This is a genomic window from Pseudonocardia sp. HH130630-07 (genome assembly GCF_001698125.1).
In the GTDB taxonomy this organism is placed as follows: domain Bacteria; phylum Actinomycetota; class Actinomycetes; order Mycobacteriales; family Pseudonocardiaceae; genus Pseudonocardia.
Genome location: NZ_CP013855.1, coordinates 323,326 through 342,623 on the forward strand (window position 1 = coordinate 323,326; position 19,298 = coordinate 342,623).

A 19,298-nucleotide genomic window follows, 5' to 3' on the forward strand; every position below is an offset into this window, starting at 1 on the left:
GGGGCGGTCAGCGGGCCCAGACGACGCCACCCAGGTCGCGGCCCCCGGCGCGCAGCGGGACCACCCCCGCGGCGGTGTGCCCGGCGTCGTCGAGCAGGCGGTCGAGCAGAACCCAGGGGCAGGTCCCGGGCCCGTGGGCGACCACGACGGGTGGGCCGGGCGCACCGGGGAGGTCCGGTGTCCCGCCCCCGGTGGGGGCCGGGGCGCCGGTCAGGTCGACGTGCCGGGCCCGGCACCCGTCGGGGAGTATGGCGCCGACGCGGGCGGCGAGCCGGGCCGGTCCGCCGGGGTCGGCGGCGGCTGCGGCGCCGACCCGACCGGCGACCAGACCGCGGCCCATCGCGGAGCGCTGCGGCTTGCCGGTGCTCGTCGCGGCGAACGTGCCGAACGCGACCGTGCCGGGCCGCTGCGGGCCCGCGGCGAGGATCCGCCGCGCCGCGTCGCGGACCTCGGGGGAGGTGCCCGCGCAGACCATCCCGATCTCGTGGCCCAGCACGTCGTCGGGGACCGGTACGGCGGCAGCGGTGCCGGGCAGGCCGGCGTCGCGCCAGCTCCGCTCGACGTCGAGCGGGTAGACCTTCTCCCCGCCGCGGTCGATGCGCTCGCTGCGGCGCCCGTCGAGGACGAGTAGCCCGTCGCGGACCCGGCCGAGGTCGCCGGTGCGCAGCCAGCCGTCGTCGGTGAGCGTGGCCGCGGTGGTGTCCGGGTCGTCCCAGTAGCCGCGCATCCGGTCGGGGGAGCGGATCCACACCTCGCCGGCGTCGGCGTCCCGCCCGCCGTCGACGAGCCGCAGCTCGGTCCCGGGCAGGGCCTCCCCGACCGGCGGGTGCGCGTCGAGGTAGTGCGCGCGCCAGTGGGCGGGTTCCGGCTGCGGCGAGGTGAAGGAGAAGTTGACCAGCTCGGTCAGCCCGTAGCCCTGCCGCAGGCGCGGGCCGTAGACGTCGTGGAAGCGGCGGGCCAGGTCCCTGGTGAGCGGGGCGGCCGCGGTGATCACGTAGTCGAGCCGCCCGGGCCACGGCGGGGCCGCGTCGAGCAGGTCGGGCAGCAGCGCCGGGACCATCGAGGCCGTGCGCACGGCGTTCCGGTCGAGGTCGGCGAACCAGGTGGCCGGGTCGAACCGCGGCGCGAGCAGCAGGGGGGTGCCGGTCAGGTGGGTGCCGACCAGCGACATCACCAGCGCGTTGCAGTGGAACAGCGGCAGGCAGGTGGCGTGCGGCCGGTCGGGGGTGAGGCCGTGCAGGGCGGCGGTGTGCCGGGCGTTGGCCAGCACCGCGGTGCGGGGGAGCATCACGCCCTTCGGCGTGCCGGTCGACCCGGACGTGAACATGATCAGCGCGAGCCCGTCGGCGTCCGGGCGGTCGGCGTGCCGGCCGGTGGCGGTGACCCCGTCCGGCGTGACGACGACGGCGGCGCCGACCCGGTCGACGATCTCCTGCACCCGGGCCGGTTCGGTGCGCGGGCCGAGGGGCACCGCCACCAGGCCGCGGCCGAGGCACTCGAGCAGCAGCGCGGCGAGCTCGGGGCCGCTGGGCAGCACCAGCACGACGCGGGCGGCGGCCGGCAGCGCGGGCAGCGCGGGCTCGCGCGGGGCCGAGGGGACGGCGCAGCCGGTCGCGGTGGTCGCGGTGGGCGCGGGGGCGGGGTGGGACACGGCGTGACTCCCGTCGTCGGCATCCGTCCCAGTGGGTGAACGCGGCGGCGTGACCGGACCGGCCGCTCCTCCGTCGACTTCCCTCGAAATGAGGAGGAATGCGTGGACGAGGTGCTGCGGAGGAGGTTCGAGCCGGTCGCGTTTCGTGTTCGAAGGTAACAAGCGGCGGAATGCGCCGGGCACCTCGCGCCGATATCGGCCCGATCTCGGAACGATCATCGCTGGTCAGAGCTTCAGATGACGAAAATCACCGCGACAGGTGGTGGTGTTCCGTGCTGCATGTCCGTATAATGCCTCAAGTTAACACCAGTTGCCGTTACGTATCGAAATTCGTGTCACGGGTGTCGAGGAGCGGTGATCTCCGGGTTACCGTGAAACGCCCGACGCTGTTCCCTCGGACCCCGGAGAGCGATGCCCGGACGATCCCCGGCACAATCCGCGCCCCATTCCCCGGCGTTCCTGCTGGGCGTCCTGGCGACCGGGACCTTCGCCACCGGGACCGACTCGTTCCTCATCGCCGGGGTGCTACCCGAGGTGGCCGCCGACCTCTACACCGGCCCCGCCGCCGTCGGCGTGACGGTCGCGCTGTTCGCCCTCGCCTACGCCCTCGGCGGCCCGATGCTGGTGGCGGTGACCGCCCACCTGCCGGTCCGCCGGGTGCTGCTCGCGGCCCTCGGCGTGTTCGTGGCCGCCAACCTCGCCGCGGCCGCCGCGCCCGGCGTCGCCGCCCTCGGGGCCGCCCGGGTCGTGGCCGGTCTGGGGGCGGGGGTGTTCGTGCCGTGCGCGATCGCCACCGCCGCGACGCTCGGCGGGCCGGAGCGCCACGGCCGGGCCACCGCCGTGGTGGTCGGGGGCGCGTCGCTGGCCCTGGTGGCCGGCGCCCCGATCGGCACGCTGGTCGCCCGGGAGAGCTCCTGGCGGGCCGCCTTCGTCCTGGTCGCCGTCCTCGGCGCGGTCGCGACGGCCGGCGTCGCCGCCCGCGCGGGCGGGTCCGCACGCCCGCCGGTGCCCGGCCTCGCGGCGCGGGTGACGGTCCTGCGCCGCCCGGACGTGCTCGCGGTGCTCGCGGTGACCCTGCTGGCCAACGCGGCCGCGTTCACCGTCTACCCCTACCTCGGTGTCCTGTTCCCCGACGCCGGCCCCACCGGTGTCGCCGCGCTGGTGCTCGCCTTCGGGCTCGGCGCCGTCGCCGGGACGTGGGCCGGGGGCCGAGCCGCCGACCGGTGGGGCGCCGGCCGCACGGTCGCGGTGGTCGTCGCGGTGTTCGCGCTCGACCACCTGGCGCTGTCGGTGGTCGCCGGTTCGTTCGCCCTCGGCCTCGGCTACGCCGTGCTGTGGGGCCTGTCCGGCTGGGCCACCGTCCCGGCCCAGCAGAGCCGGATCGTCGGTGCCACCGGGGACCTGGCCCCGCTCGCACTGTCACTGAACTCCTCGGCCATCCACCTCGGGACCGGGGTCGGCGCGCTCGCCGGAGCAGCGGTCGTCGCCGGTCCGGGAGCTGGGCTGCTCTGGACCGTCGCCGGGGGGCTGTCCCTCGCCGCACTCGCCCTCGTACCCCTCGGGCCCCGCGCCCGGGCAGGAGCGACCCCATGACCCCGACCCCACCGGTGCCGCTGGTCCTGACCGCGCCCACCGCGGACGGCCTGGCCCGTGCCGCCGCCGGGGCCGCCGCGCGGGCCGGGGGCACCACGACCCTGCCCGGTCTGGCCCGCGAGCTTGCCGCCGGCGCCGACCCCCGCCACCGGTTCCGCCGCGTGGTGCTGGCCGGGTCGGCGGCGGACCTCACCGCGCCCGGGCCGCACCCGGTCCCGGTGCCCGAGCCCGGCCGGCTCGCCTTCCTCTACTCCGGGCAGAGCAGCCAGCGCCCCCGGCAAGGCCTGCAGCTGGCCTCCCACTGCTCGCTGGTGGCCGGGGCTATCGCTGATGTCGCCCGCTACGCCGGCCGCCGGCTGGACCCGCCGCTCGACACGGTGCTCGCCGAAGAGGGTGAACACGGCCCGGACGGACTGCGCCGCATTGACGTCACCACACACACCCAGCCCGCCCTGCTAGCCCTGGCGCTGGGCTTGACCGACCTGCTCGCCGCCGCCGGGATCTTCCCCGATCTTGTGTGTGGGCACTCGTTCGGCGAGGTCGCGGCAGCCGCCTGCGGCGGTGTGTGGGACCGAGCGGACGCCACCACCGTCGCCGTCGAGCGCGGTCGGCTCCTGGGTGCCCTACCGCAGGGTGGTGCGATGACAGCTGTTGAGGCAGGCGAAGACGAGATCACTCCCCTGCTGGCGGGTACCGGTGTCGAGCTATCCGCGGTCCACACTCCGACTTCGGTGGTCCTGGCCGGGCCGGTAGCAGCTGTCCACGCCGTCACCGACATCCTGGCCTCTCGCGGAGTACGTACGACAAGGCTCGCGGTAGGTGGCGCGTACCACTCCGCAGCGGTCGACCCGGTCTTGGAGCCGCTGCGCGCCATGCTCGCGCGGCTGCCCGCGGGGCCGCTCACGGTCCCCCTGGTGGGCAACGCCGACGGCGCCGTTGTCGACACCGCCGCGACCGCCAACCCGGCGCACTGGGTGAGGCACTGCCGGGCCACGGTCCGCTGGGCTGAAGTGATGCGCACGCTTATAACCCGGGGGGTCACCACGTACCTGGAGATCGGCCCCGGCGCCGCGCTAGGGCGGCTCGCCACCCCCAACTTGCCCCCGGTGGTTCGTGACCAGGTTGTCCTCGCCGCTACCGGCCCCGAACCCGACGAGGTCACGGCCCTGCTCACCGCGTTGGCCGCACTCGACGTCCGCGGCCACGCGGTCGACTGGTCAGCCCTGCTCGACGTGCTCGCCCCGACCGCCGACTCAGTGCGAGGTATCCGATGACCACCCGCCCCGGGGGTGAGCTGATGCTCGCCCCCGATATGATTCTGTCCCGCATTGGGCTCGGCACCATGCAGCTCGCCGGTCCCGGCGTCTGGGGACCGCCGCGCGATCCCGACGTGGCGGCCCAGGTACTGCGCGACGCTGTCGATGCGGGCGTCACCCACCTCGACACCGCCGACTTCTATGGTCCGCACACGGTGACCGAGCTGATTCGGCGCGCTCTGCACCCGTATCCTTCCGACTTGCGGATCGTCACGAAAGTCGGATTCCGGCGAGGCCCCGACCGCGCCTGGCTGCCCGCCTCCGAGCCCGCTCAGATCGTCGCCGATGTCCACGACAACCTACGTCGCCTCGGTGTCGACACCCTCGACATCGTCAACCTGCGGGCCGGCGACGCCACCGCCGTGCGACCCAGCCAGTCGGTGACCGCGGCGTTCACCGCACTCGCCGCTCTGCGCGAGCAAGGTCTGGTCCGCCACCTCGGGGTCAGCAACGTAACCAAAGACCAGCTCAACGAAGCCCAGACTATCGCCCCGGTGGTCTGCGTGCAGAACGCCTACGGCCCCGCACACCGTGGCGACGATGCGCTTGTCGACCGCTGTGCCGCCACCGGGATCGCCTACGTGCCGTTCTTCCCGCTTGCCGGTCTCGACGGCCAGGGGGCCGAACAATTGCGGGACAGAGCGTCCGAACTGGGTGTCGGGGTGCGACAGGCGGCTCTGGCATGGCTGCTGCAGCGATCGCCGACCATGCTGCCGATCCCGGGGACCTCGAACCCGGCCCACTTGCGGGACAACCTCGCCGCGGGGGAACTAGGGCGTGTCTCCCAGATAGGCGGACCGGGGTGCGCGATGCTTGATCGGTGCCGCGTACCGCTGTCCTGACTGATGCCCAGTGGGCCCGTCTGGCGCCGCTGTTGCCCTCCTCCGAGGGTCGTCGCGGGCGCCCGTTCCGCGATGACCGCCGGGTGCTCGAGGGGATCATCTACCGGTATCGGTGCGGGCTTCCCTGGCGCGACGTCCCAGCCGAGTTCGGGCCGTGGCAGACGTTGTGGAAGCGGCACCGCCGCTACAGCGGCGACGGCACCTGGGACCACATCCTGGCTGCTCTTCTGATCGAGGCCGACGCCGCCGAGGTGCTCGGGTGGGCGGTCAGCGTGGACTCCACGATCATCCGTGCCCACCAGCACGCCGCGACCCTCAAGCGCGACACAGGGGGCCGGATCGAACTACACGAATCTGCTCGCCGAACCAGCAGATCACGCGCTGGGACGGTCCCGCGGAGGGCTGTCGACGAAGATCCACCAGCTCGTTGACGGGCACGGCCGCCCGCTGGTGGTCCTCCTCGGCCCCGGCCAGGGCGGCGACTCGCCAATGTTTCCGCACCTGATGGCGCGCCTGAGCATCGCCCGACCGGGCCCGGGACGACCCCGGACCCGGCCCGAACGCGTGCGCGCGGACAAGGCCTACTCCTCACGCGCGATCCGCCGGCACCTGCGCGAGCGCCGGATCATCGCTGTCATTCCGGAGCCCTCTGACCAGCAGGGACACCGCAAACGACGCGGCTCACGCGGCGGCCGACCGCCCGCATTCGATCCGGTCGACTACCGAAACCGCAACGTCGTCGAGCGCGGGTTCTGCCACGTCAAGCAGTGGCGCGGGCTGGCCACCCGTTACGACAAGCTCGCCCTGACCTTCCGCGGCGGCGCCGTCCTGAAGGCAATCGTCACCTGGCTCCGCGCATTGGGAGACACACCCTAGCGGAGTCCGTCATGCCCTGTTGCCGGTGCTGGTGCTGGCTGCGTGCGCGGTGCTGGCCGGTGCCCGCTCGTTCACCGCGATCGCCGAACACGCCCGTGACGTCGGCGCCGGCGTGCTGGTCGAACTCGCCGACCGGCTCGCCATCGACCCGGAACACGCGGCGCTGGTGGTACCACACGAGTCGACGATCCGCCGGCTGCTCCAGCAGCTCGATCCCGCCGCGCTGGAAGCAGCCCGGGGGTCCTGGACCAGCGCGCAGCTGGGTACACGACCGACCGGTGTCGATCGGCCCCGTCGAGAACAGCGACCGGTCTGGGCACTGGACGGCAAGACCGTGCGCGGCGCCCGCACCCCCGACGGACTCCCACATCTGGTGTCGGTGATCGATCAGGCCAGCGGCGTCGTGCTGGCCCAGACCCAGGTCCCGGCCAAGGCTGCGGAGCTGACTGCCGCCGTGACCGTGCTGTCCGGACTGGACCTGCATGGCGTCGTCGTGACCGCAGATGCCCTGCACACTCAGCGCACGCACGCCGATTACCTGTATGAACGTGGCGGGCACTACGTCATGACGGTCAAGGCCAACCAGCCCGGTCTGCTCGCCCGGCTGCGCCGGATCCCGTGGTCGGCGGTCGGACCGTGCACGCAACAACGCGCTCGTGGACACGGCCGGATCGAGACCCGCACGATCAGCGTGGTCGCCCTGGATCCGTGTCCGGACGGCGGGGGCGAGTTCTTCCCGCACGCCGCTCAGGCGATCAGAGTGATCCGTCGGCGCCGCCCGCTGCGACCCGGCGGGCGCTGGAGGGTGGTCACCGTCTACGCGATCACCAGCCTGGGCGGCGCGGACGCTGATCCGGCGCTGCTCGCCGGCTGGATCCGCGGGCACTGGGGCATCGAGAACCGGCTGCACTGAGCCTTTTTCAACCTGACCAGCGAGCTTCTGCGTCAGGAGATCGCGAAGGTTGCAGCGCAACTGCTCTGACCACAGCTGCACAGGTCACCGGCTCGCCAGCTCGGCGTCTGCACCCACACAACCAGGCCCCTGAGCTGCCGGAACGGCAGGTTGAAAAAGGCTCACTGGGTCCGCGATGTCTCCTTCGACGAGGACCGATCAGCAGTGCGTACCGGCGCCGGGCCACAGACCATGGCCGCGCTGCGGAACCTGGCCATCACCGCGCTACGCCTGGACGGGGTCACCAACATCGCCGCCGCACTGCGCCACCACGCCCGCGACGCCTCCCGGGCCCTGCACACCTACAAGATCACGTGACTTTGCCGGGACCCTGGGTTCACGCCTACAACCTGATCTTCTCAAACACGCTCTGAGAACACCTCAGTGACCAGGCGACCCGGCAACCAGCCAGAGACCTACAGGGCAGCGACACACCCCCGCTAAGTTACTGACCAGTTGTCCCGAGTCAGGCCTGGCTTTGCCAACCCTCTGCTCTGGACAGCACCCGTGACCTGCTGACCTGGATGGTTACGAATCTGCCCGACGCTCACGCACGAGTAATTTGAACGAGGCCACCCAGAGGTACTCGATCGGGCCGCGACGACGCCAGCGAAGCCACAGCGCGGCGAACGCCAGTAGAATTCCCGAGATTGCCGCGAACACGGCATAGGTACCGAGTACCGGGTCCACAGTACGCACTACATTGCTCTGGAAAATGGTTCGTTCGAGCACGACGCCGAGGACGTTCTGGAGTAGGTAACAGCTGAGTGCCATCGTCCCGACTCGGCCGAGTGCGTGGGCGAATCGGCCGGGAGCTCGGTGCTGATAGAATTGGGCGACCGCCGCCAGGATACCGAGAGCGACCAGCGGGGCGGTACCGTAGCGGGAGTAGCTACTAAGGGTGCCGCCGTCATAAGTGCCGAGTACGAAGTCCACCGGCAGTGCGACCACCAGTCCGATGACGATGAGCCATCGGCGCAGCTGAACGCCCTCCGTCCTGAAGATCCCGGCCCGGTAGAGCTTCCCGCCGAGCAGGAACAGCGGAATCCCCATCAGCAGGATCGTGGAGAACTCAGAGTATATTGTGAAAGCGTTGCCGATATTGCGGATGTTTGAGTTGACCAGCGACCAGTAGCCGCCGTCTTCGGTGGGGACGCGGGCGGCCCGGGACAGCTCCGGGAGCGATAGCGCCTCGCCCCTGGGGGGCACCGTGAGCGAGGATGTGAGGACGAGCACGGTCAGGTGCAGTGCGAAGAACACACTGATCAGCCACCATTGCACTCGATCGCTAGTCAGGAGCAGGAACGCGACGAGTAGGCCAGTGACCGCGTAGGCCCGTAGGACATCGAATTGGACCACAAAGACGTAGTTGATGAGTCCGTCGAGGAAGAGCAGCCCGGCGCGGACTGGGTAGGTCCCTGGCCAGGTCCGTCCGCCCCGGAGAGCGGACTGGCGCTGGATCTCCAGCCCGATCCCGAACATGATCGTCAGCAGGCCGAGGAACTTGCCGTTTGGCAGCCACTGGGAAACCTCGCCGATCCAGTCTGGGAGGAGAGGGGTGGCTGCAGAGCCGACGTTGATCGTAAAGATCCAGATATTGCTGGCAAGGGTACCGACAATCGCGATCCCACGCAGCACATCCAGGGTCTCGATCCGGTCGTCACTAGACACGTTGGGCATACCGAATCACTGGCGCGGTAGTCGGGCAATATGGGGTCCCCGCGGCTCAAGGGCCACGGGAGTCGGACTCCTCACAGGTAGCTCCTCGTGCGGAAGGGGTCGACACCGAACAGGCCGGGCCCTCTCGGGTGGTCTGGGATGCCCCAACCGGGGTTTTCAGGTGTGGTCCTGGGTCCTGTCTGCACATTCGCGGTCTCGGTGTCCTGGACGTTGCCGAGCTTTACCGGGACCTGGCGGGCGTTGCTACCGATGGTCAGTGTGACTTGCTGGCCAGGGGTGAAGTTCCCGACCCGCGCGATCAAATCCTCAAAGTCGGCGACCGGATAGTTGTCGATCTTGGTGATAACGTCGCCGGTCTTCACGCCCGCGGTCGCAGCCGGGGTCCCGGACTGGACCGTGTCGACTCGTGCGCCGCCAGCTTCACTGCTCGTTTCAGCTTTGTTGCTGGTGCTGTTCTCGGCGTGGCGGGCGGGCGACGCTGTGCCTTGAACTCCCAGTTGAGGCTTGGTCGCGACCCCGCTAGACATGAGTTCCTGAGCGACCCGCTTGGCGGTGTTCACCGGCACCGCGAAGCCGAGCCCGATCGAGCCGGGGCTACGCCCTGTTGTGGCTATCGCGGAGTTGATCCCGATGACTTGGCCGGCAAGGTTCACCAGCGGGCCGCCCGAGTTACCCCGGTTGATTGGGGCATCGGTCTGCAGCCCATTATAGACGACCCGAGTACCGCCGCCATCACCTGCGGTGACAGTCCGGTTCAAGGCCGACACGATGCCCGCGGTGACGGTACCGGACAGACCCTGCGGCGAGCCGGTGGCAACAACCTGCTGGCCGACCTGGACACTGCTGGCCTCACCGAACGTGGCGGCCTTCAGGTTCGACGCTCCTAAAAGACGGATAACAGCCAGGTCGTAGCTCGGGGAGGTACCGACGACCTTTGCACGGTAGCGGGTGCCGTCGGCGGTCGACACGCTGATCTCGCTGCCGGCGCGGGTAAGGAGGTGGTTGTTGGTGAGGACCGCGCCGTCACTGGTGAGGACCACCCCCGATCCCTCGATCGTGCCCTGAGCCGCGCGGACTCTGATGTCGACGGTGCTGGGAGCGATCGCGGCGGCTGCGCCAGCGATTGTGCCATTCCCAACCTGGGCTGAAGCGCCGGAGTTGGCGACGCTCGACAGCGGTGCCGACCCTGTCGTACCGAGGGCGGCATAGGCACCACCGAAACCGGCACCCCCACCGATCAGACCGGCAGCCACCATCACTGCGACCAGCCCGGCGCCGAAACGGCGGGGCAGCTTGAAGGCCGGTACTGGCGTCGGGGAAAGCGGATACACCGAGTTCGGCGGGCTGCCCAAGTTCTGTGTCGAGCCCGCAGGACTCGCAGAAACTTCGCGCCGCGGTGGCTGATCTGAAAACGTCTCGCAGCCGGTATCGACTCCAGATGTCACCCCCAGCTCGCCACCATCGCCATGCACAGAACAATCCCCGGGCACCCTCGGACCAGACCGATCAGAAGCCACAGCTTCATCCCTGGTAGAGGTCCGTCCGTCAGCTCGTCTCCAGAGCCCAGCCCATACTCGGTTCATAGTCTGACTGTGCGACATGACCCTGAAACAAACCTGTGACCACACCAGAAATCTCCCGAGGACCCGCCGGACACCCAGGGTCCCGGCAAAGTCACGTGATCCTGTAACTGGTCAGGGTACGGAGGGCGTCGCGGGCGTGCTGGCGTAGCGCGGCGGCGACGTTGGTGACCCCGGCCAGCCGTAGCGCGGTGATGGCCGGGTTCCGCAGCGCGGCCATGATCTGCGGCCCGGCCGCTGTTCGCACTGCCGAGCGGTCCTCGTCGAAGGACACGTCGCGGACCCAGTGCAGTCCAGGGGGTCGGCAAAGTCAGATGATCTTGAGTAGTCGGAGGGGGCGCAGCGCGTCGCGGCTGTGATGTCGTACTGCGGCGGCGATGTTGGTGGCTCCGGCGAGGCGGTGCAGGCTGATCACCAGGTTCCGGAGCGAGGCCATGACCTGGGGTCCGGCAACGGTTCGGATGGTGGAGTGGTCCTCGGCGAAGGTGACGTCGCGGACCCAGTGCAGCGCGTTCTCGATCTGCCAGTGGCCGCGGATCCATGCGGCGAGCTCGTCGGGGCGGGCCTGATGCGGGCCCAGGTCGGTGATCGCGTAGACGGTCTCGGTGTGCCACCGCCCGCGCCGTCCCGACCGCGCGCTCGCGGGCTGGGTCTTGCGGGTGATCTGCAAGGCTTGGCGGGCATGCGGGAACTCGATCCCGGCCGCGATCGTGACCACGCGGGTGGTTCGGATCTCGCGACGGCCGTGCGAGGTCTCGACGCTGCGGTGGTCTGGCTCGCTCCCGCGCCAGGGCAGCCCCGCGAGTTGACGGCGCAGCCGGGGCGTGCTGGGCCCAGACCACCTCCCGGGCCCGCGCCCGCCCCGCCGCGATCGAGGACAACCGGCGCTCGTCGAGCTTGTCGAGCAGTCGCCAGCAGGTCGAGTCCGATGCCACCGACCCGAACACCGCGCCCTGATCGGCCAGGACCGCGATCTCGCAGATCCTCGTGGCCCCGTCGGCGACCGCGACGGCCAGATCGACCAGCACCCGCCCCGGATCATGACGCGCCCGAGCTCGTCGCAGCGGTGCGAGCGCGGTCGAGAGTTCACTGGCCAACGTGGTCCGGTCGGCGACATCGGCCAGCAGACGCGACCCGACGTGCGACACCACCCCAGCGCCGTCGGCGGTCACGATGACCGGTGGGCGCGTGCTTGTAGTCTGCACTCGGAAAGTGCCTCCTCGACCATGGCGGACAGGGCTTCGACACCCGCTGTCTTACCTGGTCACGAGGCACTTTCTTCAGTTGGGGTCGGAGATCACCGGCACAACCCGTGAAGAGTCCGGGCTAGAGATATCACGAACTGCGGCTGGAGTACTAGACCGGTCTTCGGCCTGTCGTGAGCGGCGATGTGGATCCCGACCGGCGACCACCGACACCGATCGAGACCGCGCTCATCACTGCGTCGCTACCGCCGATCACGGTGCCGGGACCGCGGCACACCCCGTCACCGTTTCTGCAGGCGCGGCCCGGGCGAGCCCGCCGCCTCCACCCACGCTCGGCCGATACAGCCGCCGGCCGCTGTTGTCCGTCCCGATCGCGCGGAATGTCCCCTCATGTTTGCCCTTCGGTAACCGCACTGCCCGGGACGGGGCATGCCGACCCGAGAGTCTTCGAACGTCCGCCCGAGCGTGCAGACCGTGCGCGGCGGACCGAAAGGGTGATCATGAGGTCGTTTCATCGTCGTGGCGTCGTCGCTTTGATCGGCGTCGCGCTGCTGGGCCTGGCGGCCTGCGGACAGAGCGCTGCCGACAACTCGGCCGCCGGCGACACGCTGGTGTTCGCCGCGGTGCCCTCGGAGGAGTCGACGAGCCTGCAGCAGAGCTTTGCACCGATCATCTCCATGCTTGAGCAGGAGACCGGAACGACCATCGAGTTTCAGAACGCCACCGACTACGCCGCCGTCGTCGAGGGCATGCGGGCTGGGCAGATCGACATAGCTATGTACGGCCCGTTCTCCTATGTACTCGCTAAGGAGCAGGATCCGGAGATCGCCGCGGTCGCCGCCGTGATCGACGAGGCTGGTGGCCAGCCGGGCTATGTCTCCTACGGGATCACCCGGCCCGAGACCGGTATCAGCGATCTGGCCGGGTTCGCCGGGCGCACCGTGTGCTTTGTAGACCCGAACTCGACCTCGGGTTACCTGTACCCGACCGCCGGGTTGATCGAGGCGGGCGTCGACGTGCAGGACGGCCTGACACCGGTCTTCGCAGGCGGACACGACGCCTCCGCCCTGGCAGTCGCCAGCGGCCAGTGCGACGCGGGCTTCGCCTTCGACTCCATCATCGACACCCAGCTGGTCGAATCCGGGCAGCTGCGCCCCGGGCAGGTGCAGACCGTGTGGCGCTCCGAGACGATTGCGGGCTCGCCGATCGCACTGGCCTCGGGCATGGCACCCGAGCTGCGAGACCGCATCGGCCGGGCGCTGGTCGAGCGCGGCAACGTCGACCGGCTTACGGCGGAAGGATTCTGCGCCTCCGCGGACGACTGCGAGGTCGGCGAGGCGGACAGCTGGGGTTACGCGCCCGTCGACGACACCCTCTACGACGGTGTCCGACGGGTCTGCGACATCACCCGCGCCGAGTCCTGCACGAGTCTGGGCTGAGCCCCGGTGCCCACCACCAGGAACACCGCCGCACCGGTGCACCACGACCACGCTTCCGCGCTGGAGCTTAAGGGGCTCACCAAACACTTCGCCCCCGGCGTACGCGCACTCGACGACGTCTCGATCACCGTGCGGCCCGGGGAGAACGTCGTCCTGCTCGGACTCTCGGGTTCGGGCAAGTCCACGCTGCTGCGCCATCTCAACGGCCTGCACCGCCCCACGTCCGGGACCGTCCAAGTTCTGGGCATCGACGTCGCCACGGCCAGTGCCGCCGCGTTGCGGATGTTGCGGACCCGTATCGGGTTCGTGTTCCAACAGTTCCACCTGGTCGGCAGCGTCTCGGTGCTGGAGAACGTGTGCACCGGCGCACTCGGCGAACTGCGCGGGCCCCGGCTCGGGCTGATCACCTACCCGCGGCGGATCCGGCGGGCCGCCCTGGAACAACTCGACCGGGTCGGCCTGGCCGACCAGCGCTTCCAACGGGCCGACACGCTCTCCGGCGGTCAGCAACAGCGAGTCGCAGTGGCCAGAGCGCTGCTGCAGCGACCCCGGATCCTGCTCGCCGACGAGCCGGTCGCCTCACTCGATCCCGAGTCCTCAGCGCAGATCATGCACCTCATCGCCGACATCAGTCGAGAGGACGGATTAACCGTGCTGTGCAGCCTGCACCAGATCGAGGTGGCGCTGTCGTTCGGCGGCCGCATCGTCGGCCTGCACGCAGGCCGGGTCGTGCTGGACCGGCCTGCGGCCGAGATGGACCGATCCGAGGCGATGGCGGTCTACGGCGGGCCGGCCGAACGCACACCCGCTTCGGCGACAGCGGCCCGGTGAGCGTGACCGAGGGTCGTCCGGGCGCCGGCTCCACGAGGACACTTCCCCGCCCGGGCAGCTCCGGGACCGCGGTAACCCTGGTGCTGCTGTCTCTTTTCGCCGCGGCAATCTGGGCGACCGCCGAGCTCCGGCTGAACCTCGCCACACTCGTCGACAGCGTCGGCAATGCCGCGGACTTCCTGTCTCGCACTATTCCGCTCGACTTCCCACCCCTGGGTGAAGTGGTGCTGCTCAGCGCCGAGACCTTGGCCGTCGTGGTGAGTGCGACGCTGCTCGCGGTGTTGCTGAGCGTGCCGGTGGCGGTGCTGGCCGCAGCCAACACGACACCGGGTCGCAGTGCCCGCTACGGCGCCCGCGCGGTGATCGTCGTGGCTCGCGCCGTGCCCGACGTTGTGCTGGCTATCGTGTTTTTCCGAGTGTTCGGCCTCGGCGGACTGGCCGGCGTGCTGGCGATGGGCCTGCACTCGGTCGGCATGGTCGGCAAGCTCTACGCCGACGCGATCGAGCAGATCGACGAGGGACCGCGCACCGCGGTCCGCTCCACCGGAGCCCGCGGCCTGCAGGAGCTGGTATCCGGCGTGCTGCCCCAGGTCCTCCCGGCCCTGGTGGCGACCGCGCTGCACCGCTTCGACATCAACCTGCGCATCTCGGTGCTGCTCGGATTCGTCGGGGTCGGAGGGCTCGGCTTCGAGATCGCCGGAGCGTTGCGCCGGCTTGACTACCAGCGCGGAATGGCGCTCGCGCTGATCGTCCTGATGCTGTGCATCGCCGCGGAACTGCTGTCTGGGGCGGTCCGTAGAGCACTGCTCGGCACCGGCGACGGCACAGCCCGCAGCCCCGGGCCGATCGGCCGCCGACTGGGCCGGATCCGCGCGGACCTGCATCGCGCGCCGGGCGCCGGGCGCCGGGCCACGCCAGGAGCCCACGCACCAGGTGCGACGGTCCCGCCTTGGTCGGCTCCTCGGGTACGCGGCGCGGGATACGCAGTGCTGACCGCTGCGGTAGTGGCGGTCTCGGTGTGGGGCGCGGACTTGTCCCCGTGGGAGGCATTCGCCGGACTGACGAGAACCGTCGACACGCTTGGCCTGTTCTGGCCCCCGACTGCCGGCGGGATACTGTCCGACCTGCTCGCCGAACTGCTGGTCACTGTGCAGATCGCGCTCGCCGCCACACTGATCGGCGCCGTGCTGGCGCTGCCCATCGGGTGCCTCGCGGCCCGCAACGTCGCGCCGGCGCCCTGGATGTCGGCGACGTTCCGATTCGTCGTCGTCGTGGTCCGCGGGCTCCCCGAGCTCGTGCTTGCGATCGTGTTCGTCGTGATCACCGGACTCGGGCCGGCCGCGGGCGCATTCGCACTCTCGATCGGGGCGGTCGGACTGCTCGGCAAACTCGTGGCTGACTCGCTGGAGGAAACCGACGTGCACGTACAGCAGGCAGTCCGCGCGGCCGGCGCGAGCCGAGTACAAGTGTTCACCGCTGTCACGCTGCCGCAGGCAGCGCCGGCTTTCGTGGCGCACCTGCTCTACCAGCTCGACGTCAACATCCGCTCCGCGACGCTACTCGGCATCGTCGGCGCCGGCGGGATCGGCTTTTACCTGCTCAACGCCTCACGCGTCCTTGAGTTCGGGGTCGTGACCACCGTGACGCTGATGATCTTCGTGGTGGTCATGCTGGTGGAGCTGCTCGCCCTATGGCTGCGCCGCCGAGTCGCCTGACCACGGCAGCAGAACCTCGACAACCGACTCGGCCGTTCACCGGCATGTTCCCCGGTATCGTCCGCCGCGCGGTTGTCCAGACAAGACCGGACGGCACCGTCGTAGCTGTGACGGCAGGCAAGTACCTGAAGATCGCAGACGGGCTGGCGGCCGAGCTCGTCGGGGCCCCGCCCGGCAGCCGGGTGCTGGGGGAGTACGCCATCGCCCGGCTGACTCGCCGTCGGTCGCGCGGCCGCCCGCGCCGCGCTGCAGGAGCTCGAACGCCGATCGCTGGTGCGGCGCCTCTAAGAGCGTGTTTGAGAAGATCCGGTTGTAGGCGTGAACCTGCGTCGTTGCTGCCGCGTGGCGGCGGGCATGGGCTTTGTTGACATCCTTCTGGAAACTCGACAGCTTCCGGAACCGGCCGGTGTCTGGATCCTTGCGACGCCGCCGCTGCGGGACCGCCACCGTGGGTCCGGCGCCTTGGTAGGCGGTGTCGGCCGCCGCGGGGATCTCGTGCTCGGCGAGAGCGTCGATGATCCCGTGCTCGCGGGCGGCGCCCATGTCGTGCCGGGCCCCGGGCAACGGCGGGGAGATCCACACCAGCCGGCCGACGGGGTCAGCGATGACCTGCACGTTCAACCCATGGGCTTTGTGCTTGCCCGAGTAGAACGCGCGGTCGTACCCGGACGCCATGCCGACTCGGTCGATGCGCAGCAGGGTGCCGTCGAGGATGACGAACGCCTTGCGCTTGGCGACCTCGATCGCCTGCTCGAGCGTGGGCGCCTGGGCAGCGAGCAGGTCGAGGGCCTCCCGGATGTAGCGATAGACGGTCGAGGTGCCGATCGTGAAGCCGCAGGCCAGGTCCGCATCAGGGCCGCGGCAAAGTCGTAGTGGGTAGCGACTGAGCTGGGGCGACACGCCGGGCCGAGATGCGGGTGCGGGCACGACCCTGTTGGTGATCATGAGGTTGTCGAAGCCTTGATCACTGAGCCTTTTTCAACCTGACCAGCGAGCTTCTGCGTCAGGAGATCGCGAAGGTTGCAGCGCAACTGCTCTGACCACAGCTGCACAGGTCACCGGCTCGCCAGCTCGGCGTCTGCACCCACACAACCAGGCCCCTGAGCTGCCGGAACGGCAGGTTGAAAAAGGCTCATTGCTTCGAAGGCAACACCGCCGAGACCAGGACCCTGCTCCCGGTTCTCGAGGCGTTCCAGGAACGTCACGGTGCCACCGACGTGGTCGTGGTCGCCGACCCCGGGATGCTCTCGGCAGCGAACCTGAACGCGATCGAGGACGCCGGGTGCTCGTTCATCGTGGGGTCGCGGATCAGCAAGGCCCCCTACGACCTGGCCGCGCACTTCGAACACCACGGCAACGCGTTCGCCAACGGCCAGGTCCTCGAATCGGCCCGCGTCATGGGCGCAGGGAAAGCGGCCCGTAGCCGGCGGGTGGTCTACCAGTGGCTGTTCAAGCGCCACAAGCGCGACGACCGGGCCATCAACGCCATGGTCGACCGGGCCGAGAAGGTCGCCGACGGGAAGCGGCCACTGAAGAAGGACCGGTTCGTGCGCCTCGACGGCGCTGACGCGGGGGTGGACTGGGACCTGGTCGAACGGGCCCGCCAGCTCGCCGGGTTGAAGGGCTACGTCACCAACCTGCCCGTCTCCACGATGGACGGAACCGAGGTGATCGCCGCTTACCACGATCTGTGGCAGGTCGAGAGCAGCTTCCGGATGGCCAAGACCGACCTGCGGGCACGGCCGATCTTTCACTACCAGCGCGAGGCGATCGAGGCGCACCTGACCGTCGTGTTCGCCGCCCTCGCTGTCAGCCGCCACTTGCAGGACGCCACCGGTGTGTCGATCAAGAGGCTGGTCCGGACGCTTCGACCTCTGCGAACCGTCCGCGTCGAGGTCAACGGCCACCCGATCACCGCGGTCCCACAGATCAATGGCGACGCCCGCGCAGTTCTCGACCGACTACCCCCGATCACCGCGCCGGGGCACTAACACCTGTGCAAGTCAGGTCAGAGCACGTCCTGCAGGTCTTCGAGCAGATCGGCTTACGGCTTCAAGCCGACGATCCGCTTGCTCAGCCCGCCGTCCTCGAACAGGAGCAGTGTCGGGAGCGACTGGATCCGGAGGAAGCGGGGCGCGTTCGGGTTCTGGTCGATGTCGAGCTTGGCGACGGTGATCTTCTCGCTGTTCTCGGCCGCGACCTCCTCGAGGATCCGGTTGTACGCCTGGCATGGTCCGCACCAGTTCGCTGAGAGCGTGTTTGAGAAGATCAGGTTGTAGGCGTGAACCTGCGTCGTTGCTGCCGCGTGGCGGGTCCGCCGCGGGCGAGGCGGCGGGTCATGGTGTTGATCGCGGCCCAGCGGATCATGGCTTCGGAGGTGGCCGGGTGGCGTTCGTAGTCGCGGGCCAGCCGGCGGTGGGCGGTCAGCCACGCCAGGCTGCGTTCGACCGCCCACCGGCGCGGGATGACCACGAAACCTCGCTGGCCTGCGGGTTTACGCACGATCTCGATCGTTGTGCGCAGGAAGGTCTGTGCCCAGTCGACCAGGCGTCCGGCGAAGCCGGCGTCGGCGAAGATGAACCGCACCGCGGTGGCCAGGTAGGCGCCGAGCAGCGCGGTCTTCGCGCCGTCACGGTCCTGGCGCCCGGCCGAGCAGACCATCACCGTCAGCAGCAACCCGAGTGTGTCGGTGACGATGAACCGCTTCCGGCCGTTGACCTTCTTCCCGGCATCGTAGCCGCGCGACTGGGTGCCGACGGTGTCGGACCCTTTGACGCTCTGGGAGTCGATGATCCCCGCGCTCGGCTCGGGATCACGCCCTTCGGCCACCCGACCTGCCCGCGCACGATGGGCAGGATCTTCTCGGTGACCCGCTGCCGCTCCCACCGGTTGAAGTACCAGTACACCCTCTGCCAGGGCGGGAAGTCCGCCGGTAGCGCCCGCCACGCGCATCCGGCCCGGACCACGTAGAGGATCGCATCCACCACGTCACGACGCGGATGCTTCTCCGGGCGCCCTCCGGTCTCCGGCGCGGGCAACAAAAGCTCGACCACCGCCCACTGCTCGTCACTGGTGTCCGACGGGTACCGCCTACGACGTCGAGTCATCACCACCCACAGTGGATCACCACGGGCCTGTGGTCACGCAGACACGCCAACCCTTCTCAAACACACTCTCAGCGAGGACTGCGAAGCGCCAGATGTTGCTGGCGCTCTGCGAAATGGATTCTGGCGCACTTTGCGTGATCGGCGGTGTCCTGGTCAGTTCGCGTGGAGGACACGGGTGCGGAGGAGGTCGAAGTTGGCGCGTCCGAACATCTGCCGCTTCAGCATTTTGATCTTGTTGACGGTGCCCTCGACCCGGCCGGAGCTGTGCTCGAGGGTCAGACCGGCGCGGACGGCGTCGTAGTCACGGCGCAGCCCGGTGGTGAACCGGTGTAGCTCGGGCAGGTCGGTGGTCTCGACCGCGGCCAGCCAGTCGTCGCCGGGGCCTTCGAGGCCTGGCCGTAGGCGGTCTCCTCGGCCGAGAGCGGCCCGCCGTCGAGGTCGGTGACGGGTACCAGCCCGCCCGCCGCGACCGCGGCGGTGAGTTCGCGGGGCTGGCAATCGGACACGGTCA

Annotated in this window: 17 protein-coding genes and 5 pseudogenes; 10 read left to right on the forward strand and 12 right to left on the reverse strand. The window is 69.9% G+C overall.

Going from position 1 to position 19,298, the window contains the following annotated elements; translation table 11 throughout:
- Positions 1 to 7: 7 nt before the first annotated feature.
- Entirely contained in the window at positions 8 to 1,651 is a 1,644-nt protein-coding gene (locus tag AFB00_RS30330) for a class I adenylate-forming enzyme family protein (protein WP_068800937.1), read from the reverse strand.
- 411 nt (positions 1,652 to 2,062) lie between these two features.
- On the opposite strand from AFB00_RS30330, the gene AFB00_RS30335 reads away from it, so the two are divergent.
- The 6 genes from AFB00_RS30335 (at position 2,063) to AFB00_RS33725 (ending at position 7,548) form a co-directional block, all read left to right on the forward strand.
- Entirely contained in the window at positions 2,063 to 3,244 is a 1,182-nt protein-coding gene (locus AFB00_RS30335; RefSeq protein ID WP_060715157.1) for an MFS transporter, read from the forward strand.
- 14 nt (positions 3,245 to 3,258) lie between these two features.
- Entirely contained in the window at positions 3,259 to 4,518 is a 1,260-nt protein-coding gene (locus tag AFB00_RS30340; RefSeq protein WP_068800938.1) for an acyltransferase domain-containing protein, read from the forward strand.
- Positions 4,515 to 5,402 (forward strand): oxidoreductase, encoded by an 888-nt coding sequence (locus AFB00_RS30345; RefSeq protein ID WP_068800939.1) that lies wholly within the window; start codon positions 4,515 to 4,517, stop codon positions 5,400 to 5,402. The genes AFB00_RS30340 and AFB00_RS30345 overlap by 4 nt, the downstream gene beginning before the upstream one ends.
- Positions 5,381 to 6,278 (forward strand): IS5 family transposase gene (locus AFB00_RS32695; protein WP_156819510.1). Its coding sequence is split into 2 segments (ribosomal slippage): positions 5,381 to 5,731 and positions 5,733 to 6,278, totalling 897 coding nucleotides; the frame shifts between segments, so codons are not numbered across the junction. The genes AFB00_RS30345 and AFB00_RS32695 overlap by 22 nt, the downstream gene beginning before the upstream one ends.
- A gap of 25 nt (positions 6,279 to 6,303) precedes the next feature.
- A complete protein-coding gene (locus tag AFB00_RS30360) occupies positions 6,304 to 7,191 on the forward strand; it encodes an ISAs1 family transposase (protein WP_068800940.1) in 888 nt (295 codons plus the stop codon).
- Positions 7,192 to 7,395: 204 nt separating this feature from the next.
- Positions 7,396 to 7,548, forward strand: coding sequence for a hypothetical protein (locus AFB00_RS33725; RefSeq protein ID WP_442965891.1), 153 nt, complete (start codon positions 7,396 to 7,398; stop codon positions 7,546 to 7,548).
- Positions 7,549 to 7,758: 210 nt separating this feature from the next.
- Here AFB00_RS33725 and AFB00_RS30370 read toward each other — a convergent pair whose 3' ends face one another.
- From AFB00_RS30370 to AFB00_RS32705, 5 genes and pseudogenes are all read right to left on the reverse strand, one after another.
- Positions 7,759 to 8,910: a DUF418 domain-containing protein gene (locus AFB00_RS30370; protein WP_068797470.1), complete on the reverse strand. Its 1,152-nt coding sequence runs from the start codon at positions 8,908 to 8,910 to the stop codon at positions 7,759 to 7,761.
- A 71-nt stretch (positions 8,911 to 8,981) separates the two neighbouring features.
- Positions 8,982 to 10,241: a S1C family serine protease gene (locus tag AFB00_RS30375; RefSeq protein WP_231974363.1), complete on the reverse strand. Its 1,260-nt coding sequence runs from the start codon at positions 10,239 to 10,241 to the stop codon at positions 8,982 to 8,984.
- A gap of 343 nt (positions 10,242 to 10,584) precedes the next feature.
- The gene (locus AFB00_RS30380) at positions 10,585 to 10,764 is read right to left on the reverse strand and encodes a hypothetical protein (protein ID WP_083275492.1); all 180 of its coding nucleotides are present in this window, start codon (positions 10,762 to 10,764) and stop codon (positions 10,585 to 10,587) included.
- Between the two features lie 36 nt (positions 10,765 to 10,800).
- Positions 10,801 to 11,208 (reverse strand): transposase, encoded by a 408-nt coding sequence (locus AFB00_RS35550; protein ID WP_068800942.1) that lies wholly within the window; start codon positions 11,206 to 11,208, stop codon positions 10,801 to 10,803.
- A gap of 31 nt (positions 11,209 to 11,239) precedes the next feature.
- Positions 11,240 to 11,695 (reverse strand): annotated as a pseudogene (locus AFB00_RS32705) (transposase); the annotation flags it as partial.
- A 500-nt stretch (positions 11,696 to 12,195) separates the two neighbouring features.
- Between AFB00_RS32705 and AFB00_RS30390 the strand changes: the two are divergent.
- From AFB00_RS30390 to phnE, 3 genes are all read left to right on the forward strand, one after another.
- Positions 12,196 to 13,134 carry a phosphate/phosphite/phosphonate ABC transporter substrate-binding protein gene (locus AFB00_RS30390; protein WP_068800980.1) on the forward strand — a complete coding sequence of 313 codons (939 nt, stop codon included), beginning with the start codon at positions 12,196 to 12,198 and terminating at the stop codon, positions 13,132 to 13,134.
- Positions 13,135 to 13,140: 6 nt separating this feature from the next.
- Positions 13,141 to 13,965: a phosphonate ABC transporter ATP-binding protein gene (gene phnC / locus AFB00_RS30395; RefSeq protein WP_442965892.1), complete on the forward strand. Its 825-nt coding sequence runs from the start codon at positions 13,141 to 13,143 to the stop codon at positions 13,963 to 13,965.
- 77 nt (positions 13,966 to 14,042) lie between these two features.
- Positions 14,043 to 15,680 carry a phosphonate ABC transporter, permease protein PhnE gene (phnE, locus tag AFB00_RS30400; RefSeq protein WP_442965896.1) on the forward strand — a complete coding sequence of 546 codons (1,638 nt, stop codon included), beginning with the start codon at positions 14,043 to 14,045 and terminating at the stop codon, positions 15,678 to 15,680.
- Positions 15,681 to 16,019: 339 nt separating this feature from the next.
- Here phnE and AFB00_RS36520 read toward each other — a convergent pair.
- Positions 16,020 to 16,535: pseudogene (locus AFB00_RS36520) on the reverse strand (transposase family protein); the annotation flags it as partial.
- A 275-nt stretch (positions 16,536 to 16,810) separates the two neighbouring features.
- Between AFB00_RS36520 and AFB00_RS30410 the strand changes: the two are divergent.
- Positions 16,811 to 17,671 (forward strand): annotated as a pseudogene (locus AFB00_RS30410) (IS1634 family transposase); the annotation flags it as partial.
- 53 nt (positions 17,672 to 17,724) lie between these two features.
- Here AFB00_RS30410 and AFB00_RS36525 read toward each other — a convergent pair.
- The 5 genes and pseudogenes from AFB00_RS36525 to AFB00_RS34390 form a co-directional block, all read right to left on the reverse strand.
- Entirely contained in the window at positions 17,725 to 18,039 is a 315-nt protein-coding gene (locus AFB00_RS36525) for a thioredoxin family protein (RefSeq protein ID WP_442965897.1), read from the reverse strand.
- Complete coding sequence (locus AFB00_RS30420; RefSeq protein ID WP_442965890.1) at positions 17,949 to 18,509, reverse strand: transposase; 561 nt, start codon at positions 18,507 to 18,509, stop codon at positions 17,949 to 17,951. Before AFB00_RS30420 ends, AFB00_RS36525 begins: the two co-directional genes overlap by 91 nt.
- 86 nt (positions 18,510 to 18,595) lie before the next feature.
- Positions 18,596 to 18,787 (reverse strand): annotated as a pseudogene (locus tag AFB00_RS36530) (transposase); the annotation flags it as partial.
- Between the two features lie 153 nt (positions 18,788 to 18,940).
- A pseudogene (locus AFB00_RS32720) lies at positions 18,941 to 19,105 on the reverse strand (transposase); the annotation flags it as partial.
- Positions 19,063 to 19,293 carry a hypothetical protein gene (locus AFB00_RS34390; RefSeq protein ID WP_068800947.1) on the reverse strand — a complete coding sequence of 77 codons (231 nt, stop codon included), beginning with the start codon at positions 19,291 to 19,293 and terminating at the stop codon, positions 19,063 to 19,065. The gene AFB00_RS34390 and the pseudogene AFB00_RS32720, both read right to left, overlap by 43 nt.
- Positions 19,294 to 19,298: the final 5 nt, after the last annotated feature.

What these genes read in the sequence shown, in the direction of transcription:
- AFB00_RS30345 (WP_068800939.1), top strand. Translation starts at nt 4,515, where the DNA reads ATGACCACCCGCCCCGGGGGTGAGCTGATGCTCGCCCCCGATATGATT.
- AFB00_RS30335 (WP_060715157.1), top strand. Translation starts at nt 2,063, where the DNA reads ATGCCCGGACGATCCCCGGCACAATCCGCGCCCCATTCCCCGGCGTTC.
- AFB00_RS30390 (WP_068800980.1), top strand. Translation starts at nt 12,196, where the DNA reads ATGAGGTCGTTTCATCGTCGTGGCGTCGTCGCTTTGATCGGCGTCGCG.
- AFB00_RS30370 (WP_068797470.1), bottom strand. Translation starts at nt 8,910, where the DNA reads ATGCCCAACGTGTCTAGTGACGACCGGATCGAGACCCTGGATGTGCTG.